The sequence below is a fragment of the Bartonella sp. F02 genome (genome assembly GCF_026929975.1).
Lineage (GTDB): Bacteria > Pseudomonadota > Alphaproteobacteria > Rhizobiales > Rhizobiaceae > Bartonella.
Map to the genome: position 1 here is coordinate 30,858 of NZ_JANHOK010000006.1, position 19,240 is coordinate 50,097.

Consider the following 19,240-nt stretch of genomic DNA (forward strand, 5'->3'; position numbering starts at 1 on the left):
CATTTAAAGGGATAGGGTTAGTGATAGGGTAAAATAATTCATGGCGCTTGATACGACTGATGAAAGTAAAATTGATAATCTAGATTCTTTGGTGGGCTATTTTCAAGAAGGCTGTAAAGCAAAAAATGATTGGCGTATTGGTACTGAACATGAAAAGTTTCCATTTTATATAGATGGTTTTCGTCCTGTTCCATATGAAGGAACAAAAGGTATTCGTGTTCTTTTACAAGAAATGCATAAAGCTTTAGGTTGGAAGGCTATTTTAGATGAAGGAAATATTATTGGATTGGTAGGATCAGCTAATCAAGGTGCAATTTCTTTAGAACCTGGTGGGCAGTTTGAGTTATCTGGTGCACTACTGCAGACGATTGATCAGACTTATCATGAGGCAGCAGAACATCTGACTCTTCTTAAGAAAATTGCTAAACCATTGGGGATTGGTTTTCTTGGTATTGGAGCGAGTCCAAAATGGACCTTAGCTGAAACGCCACGTATGCCCAAATCACGTTATCAAATTATGACTAATTACATGCCAAAGGTTGGTCATGAGGGTCTTAATATGATGTATCGAACATCTACGATTCAGGTTAATCTTGATTTTTCCTCTGAAGCGGATATGCGGCGAAAAATGCAAGTGTCGATGAAGTTGCAACCGATTGCAACAGCTTTATTTGCGCGTTCTCCTTTTACAGAAGAGCGTCCAAATGGCTTTTTATCTTGGCGTTCACACATTTGGGCTGATACGGATAATCAGAGAGCAGGGATACTTCCTTTTGTTTTTTCGGAATATTTTGGTTTTTCAGATTATGTTGAATGGGCACTTGATGTTCCAATGTATTTTATTGTCCGTAATGGGCATTATCACGATTGTACACATATAACTTTTCGTCAGTTTTTGAACGGTGCTTTAAAAGAAGAAGTTGCCGATTCAACGCCAAATTTAGGAGATTGGGTGAATCATTTATCAACTTTGTTTCCTGAAGTACGCTTAAAACGCTTTTTGGAAATGAGAGGTGCTGATAGTGGATCTTTGCAACATATTTGTGCTTTATCTGCTTTTTGGGTTGGACTTCTTTATGACAGTGAAGCGCTTAATGAGGCAGAAGCTTTAACGAAAGATTGGTCGTATGAAGAAGTTTTAAATATGCGCCAAGAAGTTCCTCAAAAAGGATTGAAAACGTCTTTTCGTCAAATTTCAATTTTGGAATTAGCACGACAAGCTGTTGCTATTTCACGTAAGGGATTAAATAATCGTAAATTCTATAATGCAAACGGTTTGGATGAAACAAACTTTCTTAATCCTTTGGAAGAGATTATTGCTGCTGGGCAGACGGATGCTGATAAACTTTTATCTTATTACCATTCTATTTGGAATAAATCAGTAGAACCGGTGTTTTCAGAATATGCTTATTAGATTTGAAAGGTAAAAAAATCTTAGAAGTTCTATAGAACAAATATTTTTGCTCATTCTATTTGTATGACAACAAAAGTGAAATTGTCGTATTAATTTATTTCTATTCCTCAAATTAATTTTTGATGTGACTAGAAGTGATTATATAAAGTAATGATTGGATAATTGTTTTATTGTGGATCAATAGAGTTTTGTCAAACAAAGAAAAAGTAGTATATTTTATTTGTTGAATTAACATTGAAAGTTACATATTCATTTACGGAATTGTATATGAAGGAGAGAGTAAGTTTTCCAATAAAATAGAACTTATAGCAGCAGGTGCTGCTTTTTCTATTTTTTAGAAAACTTTCACTGAGTTATTTGATAAATTGAAAATTATATGAATATTAAAAACGAGAATACCTCTCATTTATTATAAATGCATTTTTATTAATATTCATACATAAAAAATAATTACTTTTATAACATTCATCACACAATGAAGAATAACTATTTTATAAAAGTAATATAAAAACACTTCTGCTCTCTTAATCCAAAATAGAAAGACAGAAATTTATACTTTATTGGATATTATTTGTATGATGTAAAAACAAATACATTATCTCATAGCAACAGAGCGGCCATTGCTGACAAGACCTTCTCTTTGAGCACGTTTACGCGCTAACTTGCGTGTACGACGAATAGCTTCTGCTTTTTCACGAGCACGCTTTTCTGATGGTTTTTCATAAAACCCACGCATTTTCATTTCACGAAAAATACCTTCACGTTGCATTTTCTTCTTTAATGCACGAAGCGCTTGATCAACATTGTTATCACGAACGAGTACTTGCACGACTGATCCTATTTTTAGTATCATAGATAAACAAACAAAAACTAATTTTTTAAACATAAAGTTCAAAAAACACACAGGACGCTATATATCATATAAATGAGGTATTTGTCTATAATTGCTTTTAAAAAACTTTATTCTTTTTTCTACAAATAATTTTTTAAAGCTTTACATAGATATGGTCTGATTAAAAGGTTTAGATTTTATTGCTTGGATTAAGATAATTATTTTATGATGATATTTTTCATAAGTAGTCGCAATAAAGTTCAGACTCTTACTGAAAAATAAACTGTTTGCTTAGGATTTTAAAAACTTAGATACGACATTCATTAATTAGAGTATACGTCGATATGAGTTCCATATCAAATTTTGCGCACTGCGTTTCACGAAATACAGAAAAATCACATTATCGCATTAATGCATTTAGGAAAGATGATTTGATATCGTAATATAAAGAAACACCATGTGGCGCACCCGAAGAGATTCGAACTCCTGACCCCCAGATTCGTAGTCTGGTGCTCTATCCAGCTGAGCTACGGGTGCTCACGCTCACTTTATACAATTAAGATAAAGGGGTTCCTAATTGTTTTAACAATGAATTGCAAGTGAAACTTTAGGAAAAATAAAAAATTATCTGTTTGTATGAGATTTGTTCTTGTATAGAAATTATAATCCTTATCAGTTTATAAGATTTTTGTATGGTTTTTCTTTTGTTGCATTAGTTGCATTAACAGTAAAAGTTCAATATGAATGATAATTAACTTGACGATTTTATGAGTGAGAGATAGTCAGGGCGCGATGAGATATGTTCTTGCGGTGGGGGTTTTCAATACACTATCTGCAATGTTGCTTTGTGTGGAATTCAAATATTCCGGTCGAAGACTATTTCATGACAGTTTTCATAATTGATGACGAAGTAAGGATAGATGTATGAGATTATTAAAAAAGATCTTTCCATGGGTGCTTTTTGTTGTCGTTTTATCGATAATTTATTGGGGGATAAAACACAAATCAAAATCTGTTCTTATATCAGAGCAAAACAAAAATGCGGTGCATAAAACTTCAAAGACTTCAGGAGGTAGGCCTCCGATGAGTGTTGTCGTTGACTCCGTTAAAGTTCAAAGTTTTTATGAGCAATTGAATGCAGTGGGAAGTGGACGGGCTATTGCAGAAGTAGAATTAACACCTTGGTCAGCAGGTGTTATTGATAAGTTTTTTGTATCCGCTGGAGTAGAAGTAAAAGCTGGTGATTTAATTGCAAAGCTTGATTCTCAAAAAGAAGAAATAGCTGTTGCAAAAGCTAAAGTGAAACGAGACAATAGCGCATTAACGCTTGCGCGTATTATGAAATTACGTGCTACTAAGACAGCTACAGAAGTGCAAGAAACTTCTGCGCGTTTAGAATTAGATAATGCAGATTTAGTTTTACGTGATGCTGAGTTAGCGCTTGATCGACGTACAATTCGCGCTCCGATAAGTGGAACTGTTGGTATTTTACCTATTAATGCAGGAAATACTGTAACGCTCAATACTGTCATAGGTCGGATTGAAAATAGAGAGCGTATTTTGATTGATATATGGGTTCCTGAACGATACGCATCATACCTTCATAAGGGAGATGAAGTTGTTGCGACTTTAACAGACGATTCAAATAAGACTTTTGTTGGTCATATTTACGCACTTGATAATGTTGTTGATGAAGCAAGTCGCACACTTCACGTTCAAGTTGAAATTCAGAATAAAGAAAATACGCTTATGTCTGGCATGTCTTTTTCTGTTATGTTGAAATTTTATGGTGGTTTTTTTCCTGTTGTCGACCCTCTTGCTATTCAATGGAATAGCAGAGGATCATTCGTGTGGCGTGTGAAAGAGGGGAAAGTGGAGTATGTTCCTGTTTCGATTATTAAGCGCTACGCAGATTATATTGTCGTGAAGGCGCCTTTAGAAAATAATGATAAAATAGTTATTCAAGGTGTACAAATGCTTTATCCAGGTAGTCGTGTTGTCTTTGATCAATCAAAAAATTCATCAACAACAAATATCAGCCACTAAGATAATTAAGGTATGCAATGAGCCAAGAATTTGAGGGGAAACAGCTTGTGGCGCAATCAGAGTCAAGTGGTATGATAGCGTTATTTATTCGTAGGCCAGTTTTTACTTTTGTTGTAAATGCGATGATTGTGATTGCGGGATTTGCAGCATGGATGAATGTTGATGTCCGTGAGTTGCCAGATGTTGATAATCCTGTAACGACGATTATGACGATTTTTTCTGGTGCGTCGGCAGAAACAATTGATCGTGAGATCACAAAAGTTATAGAGGACGCTGTTTCTCATGTCTCTGGGATCAAAACAATTTCTTCTACATCTTCTTTCGGTCGCTCTCGTGTGGTTGTAAATTTTAATGTTGGTGTTGATTTGAATATTGCTGCATCTGATATTCGTGATGCTATTTCTCGTATTTCGCGTTCTTTACCAAAAGATGCAGACCAACCTCTTATTATTAAAGCAGATTCAAATGCTGCAGCAATGATGTACCTTGTTGTAACTTCTCCAACGATGAGTATTGAGGATCTGACAACAATTGTAAATGATCAAATTGTTGATGTGCTTTCTTCTATTGATGGTGTTGGGGATGTTCAGATTGATAGTGCTCATACGAAGATTTTTCAGGTTGATATTGATCAAATAAAACTTGCTAGCTATGGATTAACCGTTGCAGATATTTCACGTGTTCTCTCTGATATGAATACTGATATACCTGTGGGTTCATTAGATAATTTTAAGCAAACTTTAATTGTACGTGCTACGGCGCGTTTGACAACTCCAGAAGATTTTGAACAAATTATTTTAAAACCTCATGTTCATGTTGGTGATGTTGCCCAAGTTACTTTGTCTCCTGATATAGAAAAAGTTATTCTTCGTGTTAATGGCAAAACAGGGATTGGGTTAGGAATTGTGCGTAAAGCGCAATCTAATACTCTTGATATTTCCAAAGGAGTTCGAACGGCTCTTGATAATCTCAAAACTATTTTGCCTTCATCTGTTCATGTTGGTATTATTAGTGATGACGCTATTTTTATTAAGAGTGCTCTTCATGAAGTTGAAATTGCTTTAGTTATTGCTGTTCTTAGTGTGGTCTTGGTTATTTTCCTTTTCCTTAAAGATTTCCGTGTGACGCTCATTCCTGCTTTATCTATTCCTGTTGCTTTGATTGGAACAATCGCAGCCATTTACCTTATAGGATTTTCATTGAATGTTCTCACGTTTTTAGGACTTGTTTTGGCAACAGGTCTTGTTGTGGATGATGCAATTGTTGTCTTGGAAAATATTGTTCGATGGCGCAATATGGGATCTAATCCTCGGCAGGCTTCGATATTAGGGACACAAGAGGTTTTTTTTGCTGTCTTGGCAACAACGTTGACTTTGATTACTGTTTTTATTCCTATCTCTTTTCTTCCTGGGCAAGTTGGAAGACTTTTTAGAGAATTTGGCTTTGTGTTAGCTGTTGCTGTTTTTCTTTCTTCAATTGTTGCATTAACTCTTTGTCCTATGTTAGCTGCATCCTTTCTTAAGGAACATAGCGAAGATAGTGAAGAGAAGGATTATCGTTTTTCTTTTTTGTATAAGTTAGGCGCTTTTTTAAGCAAAAACTATTCTTATAGCTTGCATAAATGTTTAGAGCGGCCTTGGACTGTTGTATTGGTTTCGATTGCTTTTTTCTGTCTTTGTGTTGGTGGTTATATGAAATTGCAACACGAATTAACGCCAGAAGAAGATAGAGCTGCGATTGCTTTAATCGTTAGTGGGCCACAAGGGATTTCAACGAAATATTTGAATGAACAAGTGGAGAAAATTGAAGAAAGTTTAAAACCATTGCGAGATTCTGGTGAAATTGTTAATAGTTATTCTATTGCAGGAATAGGAGGGTCATCCAATAACGCTTTCCTTATTTTATTGCTTTCACCTTGGGATAAGCGTTCACGGAGTCAACAAGAAATTGTAAAAGATATTAATGCAAAAATTAGATCTTTTTCAGCAGTGTTGGCGTTTGTCGCCCAAGGTAATTCTTTAGGCATCCGAGGAACTAGTCAAGGGTTACAATTTGCAATTCTTGGTGACAGTTATGCGAAATTGCAATCAACAGCCGATGAACTCGTACGTGCATTGAAAGCTAATTCGCATTTTGTTCGTCCACGATTGACTAGTGATGCAACACAACCGCAATTTTTTATTGATATTAATCGAGAAAAAGCTTCCGATTTAGGGATTGATATCACTAATTTAGGCAATACATTGCAAGCAATGTTAGATGGCAGGAAAATAGGTTCTGTTTATATTAATGATCATTCTTATGACGTTAAACTGACATCGCGTAACAATCCTATTCGTGATTCTGCTGATTTGGGAAATATTGTTTTAAAAAGCAAGGACAATAAATATGTTCCCCTCTCGGTTATTGCAGAATTACATGAAAAAGCTATTGCGCCTCAATTAAACAGAGAACAGCGCATGCATGCTGTTGTTTTGAGTGCAAATCTTGCTCCGGGAGTTACTTTAGGAACAGCTTATCAAACGATGCAAAAAATTGCCTCTCCTTTGTTACCTGAAGGAAATTACATTATTCCTTTGGGAGAAGCGGCGACTCTTGGTGAGACATCTTCGAGTATAATGGTTGTTTTTGGAGTTGCTTTTGTTATTATTTTATTAGTTTTAGCTGCTCAGTTTGAAAGTTTTATTTCAGGCTTTATTATAATAGCTACTGTTCCATTAGGGCTTGGTTGCGCTGTTGTTGCGATGCTTTTAAGCGGTGTAAGCCTTAATATTTATAGTCAAATTGGCTTAATTTTATTAATTGGTATTATGGCGAAAAATGGTATTTTAATTGTTGAGTTTGCAGATCAACTGCGTGCTCAAGGGAAAAATGTACGTGAAGCTATAGAAGAAGCGGCGATTATTCGTCTTCGTCCTGTCTGTATGACAATGCTTTGTGCCATTTTAGGAGGTATTCCATTGGTGTTAGCAAAAGGTGCTGGTGCAGAAGCGCGGATAGCTTTAGGCTGGGTTATCGTTGGAGGTTTGGGGTTAGCAACCATCTTCACTCTTTACGTCACGCCAGTTGTTTATCTCTTTTTAGGGCGTTTTGTAAAACCGAAGGTAGCAGAAATTACGCTCTGAATGGAAAGGTTTAATCAAATCTAGTGATAAAATAGAAGAGTATAATTGTTTCAACTGCTGTTAAACAGAATATTTGTGGGATCGTTTTTGTAGTTTCTCTCTTTATTTTTACTATTTTATCGTATGTACGACTAGTAAAACATATTTGGAATAAAAGTCGCTTTTTACTGTGTCATCCTTGATGTTTAAATTTTATTGTTAATGATTATTGATTATTGATTATTGAGGATAATTTATGGTTCGTAATAAAAAGGTCTTTGAAGCAACTTTGAAGGCTTTAAAAGCGCATGCTATACAAGATGGGGTTTATGACATTCGCCGACATTTTGTAGAAGATGAACAGCGCTTTTCCAAATTTTCTTTAAGACTTGATGATTTTCTTCTCGACTTTTCAAAGTGTGGTGTGACATTTCATACGTTAAAACTTTTAGATAATTTGGCAATTGCAGCAGATGTATTAGGCAGGCGTGAAGAGATGTTTGCCGGTAAACCTATTAATACAATTGAAAAACGTTCTGTTCTTCATGTTGCATTGCGTTTATCTGCAGATGAAGTTTTTATGTTGGGTGAGCGTAATATTGTTCAAGATATTCAAGCTGTCCTTGCTCATATGGAAAATTTTTCTGAAATGGTTCGTCATGGTAATTATAAGGGACATAGTGGTCAACGGATTACTGATATTGTCAATGTTGGTATTGGTGGTTCGGATCTTGGACCTGCGATGGTTACAAGTGCTTTAAAATCTTATCATGATGGTCCACGTTGTTATTTTGTTTCTAATGTAGACAGTGCCCATATTTCTGATATTCTCGCAAATTTAAATCCAGAAACGACACTTTTTATCATTTCTTCTAAAACTTTTACAACGGCAGAGACTATGACGAACGCTTTGGTTGCTCGTCAATGGATTCATTCAAGTTTAGGAGAGGAGGCTATTAGTACACATTTTGTTGCTGTTTCAAGTGCAATTGATAAAGCATTAGAGTTTGGTATAAGCTCTTCAAAAGTTTTTAAATTATGGGATTGGATAGGAGGCCGTTATTCAATTTGGTCAGCAATCGGTCTTGCTGTTATGTTAGCGATTGGTAGCAAAAATTTCCGCTTGTTTCTTGAGGGTGCTCAGAAAATGGATCAACATTTTAAAAATGCACCTTTGCATGAAAATATTCCTATCCGACTAGCACTTTTAGGTTTTTGGCATCGTGTTATTTGTGGTTATTCATCACGTGCTGTTATTCCTTATGCCCAGCGTTTAATTCGCTTTCCTTCTTATTTGCAACAACTTGATATGGAGTCCAATGGTAAACAAGTTTCGTTAGATGGTAAACCAATTACATTTTCTAGTTGTCCAGTTGTTTGGGGAGACACAGGAACAAATGGACAGCATGCTTTCTTTCAACTTTTACATCAAGGAACAGACATTATTCCTGTAGAATTTATTGTATTTGTAAAAGGACATGAACAAAATTTACATCATATGCATGATATGCTAGTAGCTAATTGTTTGGCACAGTCAAGGGCTTTGATGACAGGTCGTAATTTTGAAGATGTGCAACGTATTATCATCAAAAATGGAATGAATAAAAATGAAGCGAGTAATTTAGCGCTTCATAAAAGTTTTCAAGGAAATCGGCCTAATATTATTCTTATTCAGGATTTGTTGACCCCTTTTTCTCTTGGTCGTTTAATTGCACTTTATGAGCACAGAGTTTTTGTTGAAGGTGTCTTGATGAATATTAATTCGTTTGATCAATGGGGTGTTGAGCTTGGTAAAGAATTAGCAGATGAATTATTATTAGCCATACATAGAAAAAATAAAAAGAATAATTATGATAGTTCAACATTGGGGTTATTAGAGCATATTCAGGAAAGGCGTATGAAATAAAAATATTCTTATCATATTATTTTCATTGAAATTTTGGCGGAGAGAGAGGGATTTGAACCCCCGATAGAGTTTCCTCTATGCCGCATTTCGAGTGCGGTGCTTTCAACCACTCAGCCATCTCTCCTTATATAAAAAGTACAATAAATTTTTTTACTCTTTGAATACATTATTGCGGCTAGATACTCTTCAATTGCTTTGAGTACAATACTTTTTTCATTATTTGTTGGATTTTATTGACAGAGGATAGAAATTTCGTCATACACGTAATTTATAAGCGCGGATAGATCTAGCGCATATTTTTGTTTGGGGAGATGTTTTCTAACTTCTTTTAAATTTGTTACGACTGATAAAAAGCAGCCTATTTTTCTTTAAAACAAAAGTTGAATAAGAGCTGGATCGAATGAAAGGATAAAAAATGTTCGCAGTCATTAAAACAGGTGGTAAGCAATATCGTGTTGTTGCAGATCAGTTGCTAAAAGTCGAAAAAATAGTTGGCAATACCGGTGATGTTGTTGAGTTCAGTGATGTATTGATGATTGGAGAAGGAGATAATACGGTTGTTGGTACACCCGTTGTTTCTGATGCCTTAGTTACAGCTGAAATTGTAGGACAGGGGCGTGCACGTAAGGTTATCGCGTTTAAAAAACGTCGCCGTCAAAATTCAAAACGTACGCGTGGCCATCGTCAAGAAATAACGACACTGCGTATTTTAGAAGTTTTAACAGGTGGTAAAAAGCCTAAAAAAGCAGTAGGACAAAAGGAAATAAAAGAAACTCCTTCTCTTAAGAGAACTACTGTAAAAACTTCTGAAAAAAATGAAGAAAAAATTGAGTCGTAAAAAGAATAACTGTGACGTTAGAGAGTCAGAAAAATTAAAGGAGAACATCCATGGCACATAAAAAAGCTGGTGGTTCCTCACGGAATGGACGTGATTCGGAATCGAAACGTCTTGGTGTAAAGAAATTTGGTGGTGAAGCTGTTATCGCTGGAAATATCATTGTTCGTCAGCGGGGAACGCGTTGGCATCCTGGAAACAATGTTGGTATTGGAAAAGATCATACTCTTTTTGCACTTTCTGCAGGCACGGTTTCTTTTTATAGAAAGGAGAGAAATCGCTCTTATGTTGCAGTTATTCCTACAGAGGAAGCAGCGAAGTAAGATAGATATTTGAGAAAAATAAAGCTCTATGATATCTAGGTTTTGAAGTTTTTTGTATTCAAAAAGAAAGATAGGGATCTGTCTTTCTTTTTTCTTTTTGAAAAGAAGATAATAGATATTCAGAATATTGTGTAAATACATGAATTTTAGATTGTATGTTTTAAATAATCTAACATTTATCATCAATTTTCTTTATACTAAGTCGGTATAATAGTGGTTTTGTCAGAAATTGCGATATTACAGAATAATCGCAATGTTATGGAAAAAGGAAAAGAGTTTTTTATACGTGAAAATTTATGAAGTGTATTCTTCAGTGCATTGATGCAACGTTTTTACGGCATTTATAAGTGATTACTTTGAGCGTAAATTATGAATTGATTAGTGCTGACTATAGTTTATAATGATTATGATCTATTTTTTTTGATACTTGAGTGATATTCAATAAGTTCATTTTGATGTTTGAAGATATCAAATAAAATTTTAAAAGATTTGAAAAGGTTATTTTAATTTTTGGTTCTGTTTACAAAGAAAATTGTTTTTTGAGTTTTTAATTGTAGAATTTAAACTTGCTTGTTGTCTTTTTCTGCGTATAGTGTGAGAACTTTCTTGGAGAGGTGGCCGAGTGGTTGAAGGCGCACGCCTGGAACGCGTGTATACAGGAAACTGTATCGAGGGTTCGAATCCCTCTCTCTCCGCCATAGACTTTTTCATATGCCCCAGATGGCATAACGCCATAACGCTAGAAGATTAGCCTTTACAGTCTTTGTGGTATTTGTAATTGACTTGCTCTCTATAAAAAACCTCGTTTTTCTCTAATTTTTCCCTATATATGGCTTTTTTCTGAAAAACGCCGTACTTGGAAAAGTGAAGTACGGCGTTTTTAGTCATGGAAATTCAATGAGTTAAAAATTGACCGGTTCGCACTAGTCTATGCTTGGTATTGTTTACTGCTTAATACCATCGATCCAACTATTAAAATCACAATTTGTATCTTGGCTGATCATTAAAATTGGCTGATATTCACGTGTTTTGTTCTTGTAAAGAATTGTTTTCTTCAAGATCGAAACACTGCTTAAGTGGCTTACTTAGCAAAGTCGCTTATTTTTATCTTTTTCTAACAGAAAAGAGATGTTTAGAGTCACTTATGAAAATATGTCAATAATTATATGGAATATCTTATCAAGAAGATCATATTTGTTGAAAATATACCCGACAATTATCCAGATAATTGGCATGACAATTTTCGAGAAAAATAACTTTAGGGCTGAAACAATTATATCAACAATAATTTTGAAATATGTTTTTTTAAGCTTGGTAGATTTTGATATAGCTATTTCAGACCAGTCAGTAATGATGGTTTTGGCACTATCTTTGGTTATGGCTTTACCTGTAGCGTCAACACTGAGTACATCATTAATCTCCAAGAGTTTATATTGATGTTTGTTGCTCGTATTATAACTGTTTTGATTGATTATGCTTTTGGTGGGTACAATCAAAACAAAAGGGTTCTCCTCTGTCATACGGAGATGATTGACGATTTTCTCAAGTTGAGAAGAGTCGTTCCCCAAGAAACAATAAACCGAGAATTTGTACGCAGCGTGTGGATTTAAGGAGCCTAACTTCCAAAGAGAAAATTGTTCTTTGATCTGTTCAAGTTGTTCTGTGAAACCAATGGATGCAGCAATTTTTGTTGCCAGTTCTTTATGATTAATTTGATATATCGCTAGCTCAGATATATGCAGTTTGCGTTTGTCGCATGCTCCTATTTCCGATGTGCAAACTCCGACAATATCTTGAGTGCTATGATGCACGACCTTCATATAATTACTACATTGATTGCATGGAATGTTTTCTGCTTGTTTGGTGGTCTGTTCGAGTAGATTTTCCGGAAAGTTCTGCCATTCGGCCTTTACTCCCTTTCCATTAGGTAGTTGGGTTAATCTATACCATGGTGACATTTGAGACAGCGTCATGGTTTTCTTTATGTGTTACGGGTGGATTACTCTCTTCTTCTTGCTGTTTGTTAACAAAGCCGCACTTACGCAGCCATGTTTCAATCAAGTGAGAATCCTCCTTTCGATCAAAGCTAGCCACATTGGGTGGTCGCACCTTGACTGTGCGTGGACGCTTAGCATTATCAAATTTTACAGAAAAGCTAGCCGATACAAGTTCGCCAAAAGTTGGAAAACTTTTTCCTTTATCTGATAGTGACGCAAAAATATCGCTTGAGCGCAGCGTATTTTTATCATTATAGCGCCCACGGAACTGCAGCTGAATTTCAATGAGCTTAATAGTTTCTATACCATCAATATCTATGCAAGCCAAGGCATTCTCACCTTTATCAATAAGTGGTTGTAGAGTGTATTTCTCTTTATTTGGAAAATATTTTTTTTGTCCAAACAGATGTTGACTGAATAAATCGAGATACATCATACGCTCTTTTTTCGCGCCAGATTTATTAAAGACTGCTAACTCATTATGAACGCAGTCGTAGACAATCACATCATGAAATTCAGGGCGATAGAGGATCGTTTGAGATTTTCCGGATTCAATTTTTCCCTCACGTTTCAACGGCATGCCATGACGAATGAGAAAATAAGTTTTGTTTTCATCTTCAGCTTTGCCAGTGATGATACGGCAGCCAGTTCCGCGTTTTTTTTCATAAAACCAAGCATCCATAGACTTTTCAAGAGTTCTGATTACTTCATCTTTTGGTAAGGGGAAAATATCAGATGATTTTTGATCTGACTGGAAATATATGAATGACTTTGGCTTTAAAATTATGACTTCAGCATGTAGACGCTTCAAGATCTCGGGGTTATGCAGCCAAAGCGCTAAGGCTAAATCAGCCGTTGTTGAGTTCTCAGGGATGTTAAGATTATTGGCTATAGCTTGTTCGCTAAGTTCTTCAAAATGTTTACTATCAGACATTTCTTGAATAAAGAATAACGCGTCAACAAGGTCGAGATCCATATTTTCTGTTGGGTTCAGCAAAATTTCGCAGAGGGTTTCATAGTCCAGTTCATTATCTGCATTCAGATTAAAATTAAATCCACGCTCGGTTAGGTAATTTTCATATAGCTCCAGGAAGGTAATGAGGTTATCTTTATGGATGTTTTTCAAAACATCAGGTTGAGCAAAACGTCGTAAATTATAAGCACTCATTGTGGGTTATCCTCCTTGAAGTTTGTTTAGGAGGTCCTCGGTGTTAGCATTCAAATAGATATTGTAAGACCTTCCAACTTATTTAAGTTTATCCTGTTGTTTTATAATGATGGATTTTTGTTTCGAATTTTCCGGACAAAACTCAACATGCCCTCTTGCACAATACTCAGTTGCTTGAGTTTCTCAAACATATTAGATTCTTTCACACTCAATCCTACAAAAACCCATGTATCGTAGGTGACATACCTACAGCCTGTTTCAGGTGTGCAATAGTCTGCCAAAGTGTATTTTGTGCGTTTGCCAGTTGTTGCATAGCGTCTCTTTTTTAATTTTTGCTAATAGCCTAATTAAATGAAGTTTATGAAATGTACAAGCTTAATTTGATACAATGTATGCAACATTGATTGAATTCATAGTTTTCTACTCATTTTAGTAAGTAACTCTTTGAGTGGCGCAATAACTTTTAAAGAAGCTTGCTATCTCTAAAACATTATACATGAGCGAGATCGTTGCATTAAGATAGCCTGTTTATCAGTACTAGGTATTTTCCTTGCTTAGACACGTCGCGTATGTACCCAAGTATCTGTCAATTTATTTCTAATGCTTGCTTGACGGCTTTCGAAAGTATTGTTGAGTGTAGTTTGAACTTGCAAAGCGTTAATTTGCCCAATGAAGGTATTGTGATGATCCCTGTTATACATGAAGGCCGCTCACAAAAAAGTATCGAGGAAGGTGAAGTGATTAAAGCCCAATATCAAGCTTTGTTTGGGCAAGAGTTCACAGATCATCATGATGGCAAAACGCGTCCAATTGCGCAAGATGATATTTTTGTCGTCACTCCGTATAATGTGCAGGTCAACTATTTGCGTTCTATCTTCCCAAACAAGGCAAGAGTTTGCACTGTTGATAAGTTTCAAGGACAAGAAGCTCCTATTGTGTTAATTTCTATGGTGAACATCTAGTGCTGAGGATATGCAGTGCACCATAGAGTTTCTTTATAGCAAAAATCGTCTGAATGTTGCAATCTCACGTGCCCAATGTTTGGCTGTTGTAGTTATAAATTCTAAGTTACTAGAAATTTTATGCAGCACAGTTGAACAGATGAAGCTAGTCAATACATTTTGCAGGCTGGATGAGTATTCAAAAAAGATAAAATAAAGAAATAAGTAACATTTTTTAATCAATTGATATAAACAAATATCAGAAAAGAATTAGGTGGTGATGTAAAAATGAAGCGAGCATGATGTTGTTCTAATTGAAAATTCTTAGCTTTATGGTATATTCGTGGTATTTGAAATTGTTGAGCTTACACAAGAGGAATTCGCAAAAAAAACACGCAAAAAGTACCATGTTTGAACCATTGCATTGATCCGATTAAGAATAAGTGAGAGTTTTAAAATATAATAAAATTTTCTAGTATTTTGTTTTTCACTGAAACATTTTTTTGAATGTTGAAATGTTTCTTGTTAGTGAGTGCATGCTGCTTATATCAATGTCAAAAGTTTTCTAGAAAATATTCAATTTTATCTGGATTTATTATTTCAAATACTGCAACTAACACAAGTTTGATGCTTGGAAATAATTTTCAAAATAGTTGGATATTTTCAAGTAAGTATAATGCGAAGTATTATTAACAGGTTTATGAGAGTGCAATAAGAAAGTTTTTTAAAAGGATAGTTTTATAATATTGATCTTCGTAAACTGTATCTTAATCAACACTAAAATACACTTTTTTAAAATAAATCAAAAATTTATTAATTTGTGTACTTGCCATTTCATTGATGCGCTTTATCTGAACAATAGTTGAGTTTCAATTGAGACCGTTTTTATCAAAAAACGAAAACTATTGTTTTATGGAGACATTAAAAAGGTGTGTGATTTTTTCTAAAATTTTTGGAGATAAGAGTGTGTACTCTTCTCTTGAGGCGCGTATTTTCTCAAAAATTTTAAGATGATACAGTAGTAGCTCTCGGTTTCAAGCAGTTTCCTTTATATTTTTTAGTGATGCGCAAGGGTAATTTTTGCGAGGGGTGGTTTAGTGTTGCAATTTTTACCCTATTGTAAGTGTTTGCATTGAGGGTTTTTGATGAAAAAAACTTTTTTAACATCGAAAAAAAATGATTGTACATGTTCCTTTTATTGTCGATTTTTAATTAAAGCAATTTCTTTTAAAATTGCGGGTGTTGTGCTTTTATCCAGCAGTTCTCTTGTTTTTGCTTATGATGCAAAGATAGTTCGTTATGCAAATGTTAGATTCTATAACTCAGGACCTCCTTCTTTAGAATATTTTGACCTAGGATTTGCAGAATATTTGGAATATTCTCTCCCAATATTTCAAGGATATTGGGTTCCTGATATGACAATAGGCGATATATTAACGCCTCCATCAAATAGCAGCGAGCTTAAACCCAAGTATAAATTTCATCATAATGTTGCTTCTGCTTTGCAGGCCATTGGTGAAAACAGTGTAAAAATGCAATCTGCTGTGGGATACCTGAAGAGAGATATAGATGAAAAAGAAATGGAATTTTATAAAAAGATTTATGAGATTTCTAAAAAAACTTTGTCATGGGATGCTGGTAAAAAAGCATTTGCGGCAAATAGAGAAGGGCAGAATCGCAAAATCACGGATATTGCGAAGGGCAATATTACAAAACATTCAAGTGATGCCATCACAGGTCAGCAACTTTATTCTATGGGGAATAAGCTTGCGCGCTTTTTAGGAGGTAATTCTCAATATACAGATGGACAATGGACTGCACCTACTTTTAAAGTTACACGATTTAATTCGAATGGCTCTTCTACTGGCTTATCTACCCATAGTGTTGGCAAAGCTTTCCGTATTGTTAATGGCAGTATGTCAAATATAAATAGTCGTGTAAACAATGTTAAGGAAGCAATTCAAACCGTAGAATATAAAGCAGTGAGTTATGACATAAATGATGCTGGCAAAAAAACAAACAAAATCACTTTAACAGGCGGCGATGAAAGTGAACCTGTCTTGCTGGATAATGTTGCAGATGGCCAAGTCAATGAAAATTCGAAACAAGCTGTAAATGGGCGGCAATTACATCAAAACATGGCTATTACTCTCAAGCAGGCAAACGACTACACAAATCAAAAAGCTCACTACGCTGCAATCGAAAACACCAAAAACATTTTAAATTTAAGTTACAATGTTAATCATGTGCGTAAAGAAGCCCAACAAGCTGCTGCCATTAGCTTAGCAGTCTCTAACCTTCGCTACAACGATACGCCTGGAAAACTTAGTATCGCATTTAGTAGTGGATTCTGGCGCAACCAATCTGCTATTGCCGTAGGTATTGGATATACATCTGAAAACGGAAAAACCCGCTCTAACATATCTCTAAGCGGCGCCGGAGGACACTTCGGAATAGGTGGCGGTTTTAATCTGACTCTAAATTAGTCAAAAAGAAACCCTCTTCATCTTACCCATCCCACTCCAACCTTGTCTCACAACAGGGATGAAAACTTCACCAACATAAAATAATCTTTTATAAAAAACAATAACTTACCTCTAGATTCATAATAGAACCACAAAAAAAACACATTTCACTCTTGAATCTTTTATTATTACACTATAAGAAGGGGGCTTTTAAGAGAATAATAACCTAAATTAAAATGTACCACAGACCAAAATTACCTTAATTCACCCCTCTCAACTCTCTTGAGCACTCTTAAATCAGAGATTTTTTGTTGTGTCTTCTAAGTTTTATTCACAAAATATGTCTTCGTTTATGTTTTAAATACACCTTCATTATTACAAAATGACCTACTTTACTTTCAAATTTTTAATAACGCTCAAATGCATTCACATTTCAAAATTAATCCGCACTACTTTCTATCTACAATCTACCTAAAATAATAACGCTTCTTTGCAAAACAAAAACTCTGCAAGCGATTTTATAAATCCCTCAGAGTAAGAAGCGTCTCTTAGTTTATTTTCATATTCCTACAAGAAACCACCAGCTTTTTCTAATGTCAGAATATGTCTTTTTTATGTTTTAAATATGTTTTTTTATCATTGGGAGCTTTTTATGAAAGAATTATATTCAACTTCAAAGGGGAGTGATTTGAATTATAACTATTCATTTTTACGTATATCTTCAATTAAGGCAGTTTCTTTAGGGGTAACAGCAGCCATACTTTTATCAAGTGTTTCTTCGGTTTCGGCCGCTAATCTTGCGATAGCAGCAGCGAATAGTTATAGTACAGTTGGGGGTTCTGTGAAATATGAATATGGTTCGCAGGCAAGTGTTGTTATATCTGGTGACAATAATCACTGTGGTGCAGACCGTGTGATTGGCCGTGGTGGTCCAGACAGAGAGCAGGAGGGTGCGATTACTGCAGCGGCACAATATGATCGATTTGTAAAAGATACAAGATTTGATGGTGATCGTAATATTTATGGTACTAATACCAGTAGTGTTGCTTATTCTGGTATTGGTAGAGTAGATAAGACTAGTGGTTATATGTCGGAGCATACGGGTGGTGATAATAATGTTATGCCTATCGCTTACGGTGTCTATTCTTTTGTGACAGGCTGTGGAGCTTATGCTTCAGGAAATTATTCAACAGCATTTGGATCGGGCGCAACAGCATTGTCTGGGGGAGCAATGTCCTTTGGTGTTTCTTCACTTGCTTCTGGAAGAGTGAGTGTTGCTATGGGAGTAGGATCTGAAGCAACAGCTGTATCAGCATCTGCTTTTGGTGGACTTGCTCGTGCGGCGGGTGAGCAAAGTTCTGCTTTTGGTTTTAAAGCATATGCAAAAACTAAAAATGCACTCGCTATGGGGTCTGAGGCACGTGCTGAAGGAGACGTTGCAATTGCTGTTGGTCGACTTGCAAGTGCAAAAGGCCCTGATAGTGTTGCTTTTGGGGTTAGTGCACTTGCTGCAATGAAGAGTTCTATTGCATTGGGTTCTAACTCTAATGCTGGTGGAGACTCTTCAATTGCTATTGGAGATAATGCACAAACAACTGTTAGTGATGGGGTTGCAATAGGTTCAGGTAGTGCGTCTGTTACTGCAGCTGGTGTTGTTGGTCGCTATGCGGGGGATGCAGAGAATCCATACCAGGATAGCTCTCTATGGGTTAGTACGAAAGGTGCGGTTAGTATTGGTGATTTCAGCAAGGGCATCACACGACAGCTTAAAGGAGTTGCTGCTGGGACTAAACATGACGATGCAGTCAACGTTGCGCAACTGATTGCAACAGAGAACTGGGCTCGTAGACAATTAAAAAGTGCAAAAGAATGGGTGAAAGATGGCTTCACAACTATCATAGGCGTTGATGGTTCTCCCGATAAAGAGACATGGACTGCTCCTACTTTTCAAATTACTCAGTTTGATTCTAAAGGTGCTGCCAATAAAAAACAATATAAAAATATTGTTGAGGCGTTTAAAGGTACAGATACTGCTTTGGTCTCTCTGAATACAAATATTAATACGATAAAAAAAGATTTTTTGACTACTTCTGAAAATGTAGCAAAAGCTTTAGGTGGCGGTGCTGCGTATAGCAATGGCAAGTGGACAGAACCGAGTTTTGGTCTTGTTCAAATCACATCTGGTGGAAAGGTTTCTGAAAAACAGAAT

General features: G+C 35.6%; 10 protein-coding genes, 3 tRNA genes and 2 pseudogenes. 10 read left to right on the forward strand and 5 right to left on the reverse strand.

All coding sequences use genetic code 11. The annotated features are described in order from the left end of the window. Positions 1 to 40: 40 nt before the first annotated feature. Positions 41 to 1,414, forward strand: coding sequence for a glutamate--cysteine ligase (locus NPY00_RS05640; RefSeq protein ID WP_269021103.1), 1,374 nt, complete (start codon positions 41 to 43; stop codon positions 1,412 to 1,414). A 595-nt stretch (positions 1,415 to 2,009) separates the two neighbouring features. Here the strand turns inward: NPY00_RS05640 and rpsU are convergent. Both rpsU and NPY00_RS05650 read right to left on the reverse strand, forming a co-directional pair. After that, positions 2,010 to 2,243, reverse strand: coding sequence for a 30S ribosomal protein S21 (gene rpsU / locus NPY00_RS05645; RefSeq protein ID WP_269021104.1), 234 nt, complete (start codon positions 2,241 to 2,243; stop codon positions 2,010 to 2,012). Positions 2,244 to 2,706: 463 nt separating this feature from the next. Then, a tRNA-Arg gene (locus tag NPY00_RS05650) sits at positions 2,707 to 2,783 on the reverse strand. A 387-nt stretch (positions 2,784 to 3,170) separates the two neighbouring features. On the opposite strand from NPY00_RS05650, the pseudogene NPY00_RS05655 reads away from it, so the two are divergent. From NPY00_RS05655 to pgi, 3 genes and pseudogenes are all read left to right on the forward strand, one after another. Next, a pseudogene (locus NPY00_RS05655) lies at positions 3,171 to 4,326 on the forward strand (efflux RND transporter periplasmic adaptor subunit). Continuing rightward, entirely contained in the window at positions 4,310 to 7,417 is a 3,108-nt protein-coding gene (locus NPY00_RS05660; RefSeq protein ID WP_269021106.1) for an efflux RND transporter permease subunit, read from the forward strand. The pseudogene NPY00_RS05655 and the gene NPY00_RS05660 overlap by 17 nt, the downstream one beginning before the upstream one ends. Positions 7,418 to 7,652: 235 nt before the next feature. Then, positions 7,653 to 9,302 (forward strand): glucose-6-phosphate isomerase, encoded by a 1,650-nt coding sequence (gene pgi, locus NPY00_RS05665; RefSeq protein ID WP_269021107.1) that lies wholly within the window; start codon positions 7,653 to 7,655, stop codon positions 9,300 to 9,302. A gap of 34 nt (positions 9,303 to 9,336) precedes the next feature. On the opposite strand, the gene NPY00_RS05670 is transcribed toward pgi, so the two are convergent. Then, positions 9,337 to 9,426: transfer RNA gene (locus NPY00_RS05670), tRNA-Ser, on the reverse strand. Positions 9,427 to 9,717: 291 nt separating this feature from the next. On the opposite strand from NPY00_RS05670, the gene rplU reads away from it, so the two are divergent. The 3 genes from rplU (at position 9,718) to NPY00_RS05685 (ending at position 11,158) form a co-directional block, all read left to right on the forward strand. Next, on the forward strand, positions 9,718 to 10,140 hold the full coding sequence (gene rplU, locus NPY00_RS05675) for a 50S ribosomal protein L21 (RefSeq protein WP_269021108.1): 423 nt from the start codon (positions 9,718 to 9,720) through the stop codon (positions 10,138 to 10,140). A 50-nt stretch (positions 10,141 to 10,190) separates the two neighbouring features. Then, positions 10,191 to 10,460: a 50S ribosomal protein L27 gene (gene rpmA, locus NPY00_RS05680; RefSeq protein WP_269021109.1), complete on the forward strand. Its 270-nt coding sequence runs from the start codon at positions 10,191 to 10,193 to the stop codon at positions 10,458 to 10,460. A 608-nt stretch (positions 10,461 to 11,068) separates the two neighbouring features. Continuing rightward, a tRNA-Ser gene (locus NPY00_RS05685) sits at positions 11,069 to 11,158 on the forward strand. Positions 11,159 to 11,602: 444 nt separating this feature from the next. On the opposite strand, the gene NPY00_RS05690 is transcribed toward NPY00_RS05685, so the two are convergent. Both NPY00_RS05690 and NPY00_RS05695 read right to left on the reverse strand, forming a co-directional pair. Next, complete coding sequence (locus NPY00_RS05690) at positions 11,603 to 12,433, reverse strand: hypothetical protein (protein ID WP_269021111.1); 831 nt, start codon at positions 12,431 to 12,433, stop codon at positions 11,603 to 11,605. Then, positions 12,402 to 13,625 (reverse strand): hypothetical protein, encoded by a 1,224-nt coding sequence (locus NPY00_RS05695; protein WP_269021112.1) that lies wholly within the window; start codon positions 13,623 to 13,625, stop codon positions 12,402 to 12,404. Before NPY00_RS05695 ends, NPY00_RS05690 begins: the two co-directional genes overlap by 32 nt. Positions 13,626 to 14,194: 569 nt before the next feature. Here NPY00_RS05695 and NPY00_RS05700 point away from each other — a divergent pair. From NPY00_RS05700 to NPY00_RS05710, 3 genes and pseudogenes are all read left to right on the forward strand, one after another. Beyond that, on the forward strand, positions 14,195 to 14,587 hold the full coding sequence (locus tag NPY00_RS05700) for an AAA domain-containing protein (RefSeq protein ID WP_269021113.1): 393 nt from the start codon (positions 14,195 to 14,197) through the stop codon (positions 14,585 to 14,587). Between the two features lie 1,124 nt (positions 14,588 to 15,711). After that, positions 15,712 to 17,052, forward strand: a complete 1,341-nt coding sequence (locus NPY00_RS05705) for a YadA-like family protein (protein ID WP_269021114.1) — start codon at positions 15,712 to 15,714, stop codon at positions 17,050 to 17,052. 631 nt (positions 17,053 to 17,683) lie between these two features. Continuing rightward, positions 17,684 to 19,240, forward strand: a pseudogene (locus NPY00_RS05710) (hypothetical protein); the annotation flags it as partial.

What these genes read in the sequence shown, in the direction of transcription:
- NPY00_RS05640 (WP_269021103.1), top strand. Translation starts at nt 41, where the DNA reads ATGGCGCTTGATACGACTGATGAAAGTAAAATTGATAATCTAGATTCT.
- NPY00_RS05660 (WP_269021106.1), top strand. Translation starts at nt 4,310, where the DNA reads ATGAGCCAAGAATTTGAGGGGAAACAGCTTGTGGCGCAATCAGAGTCA.
- pgi (WP_269021107.1), top strand. Translation starts at nt 7,653, where the DNA reads ATGGTTCGTAATAAAAAGGTCTTTGAAGCAACTTTGAAGGCTTTAAAA.
- rplU (WP_269021108.1), top strand. Translation starts at nt 9,718, where the DNA reads ATGTTCGCAGTCATTAAAACAGGTGGTAAGCAATATCGTGTTGTTGCA.
- rpmA (WP_269021109.1), top strand. Translation starts at nt 10,191, where the DNA reads ATGGCACATAAAAAAGCTGGTGGTTCCTCACGGAATGGACGTGATTCG.
- NPY00_RS05690 (WP_269021111.1), bottom strand. Translation starts at nt 12,433, where the DNA reads ATGACGCTGTCTCAAATGTCACCATGGTATAGATTAACCCAACTACCT.
- NPY00_RS05695 (WP_269021112.1), bottom strand. Translation starts at nt 13,625, where the DNA reads ATGAGTGCTTATAATTTACGACGTTTTGCTCAACCTGATGTTTTGAAA.
- NPY00_RS05700 (WP_269021113.1), top strand. Translation starts at nt 14,195, where the DNA reads ATGTACCCAAGTATCTGTCAATTTATTTCTAATGCTTGCTTGACGGCT.
- NPY00_RS05705 (WP_269021114.1), top strand. Translation starts at nt 15,712, where the DNA reads ATGAAAAAAACTTTTTTAACATCGAAAAAAAATGATTGTACATGTTCC.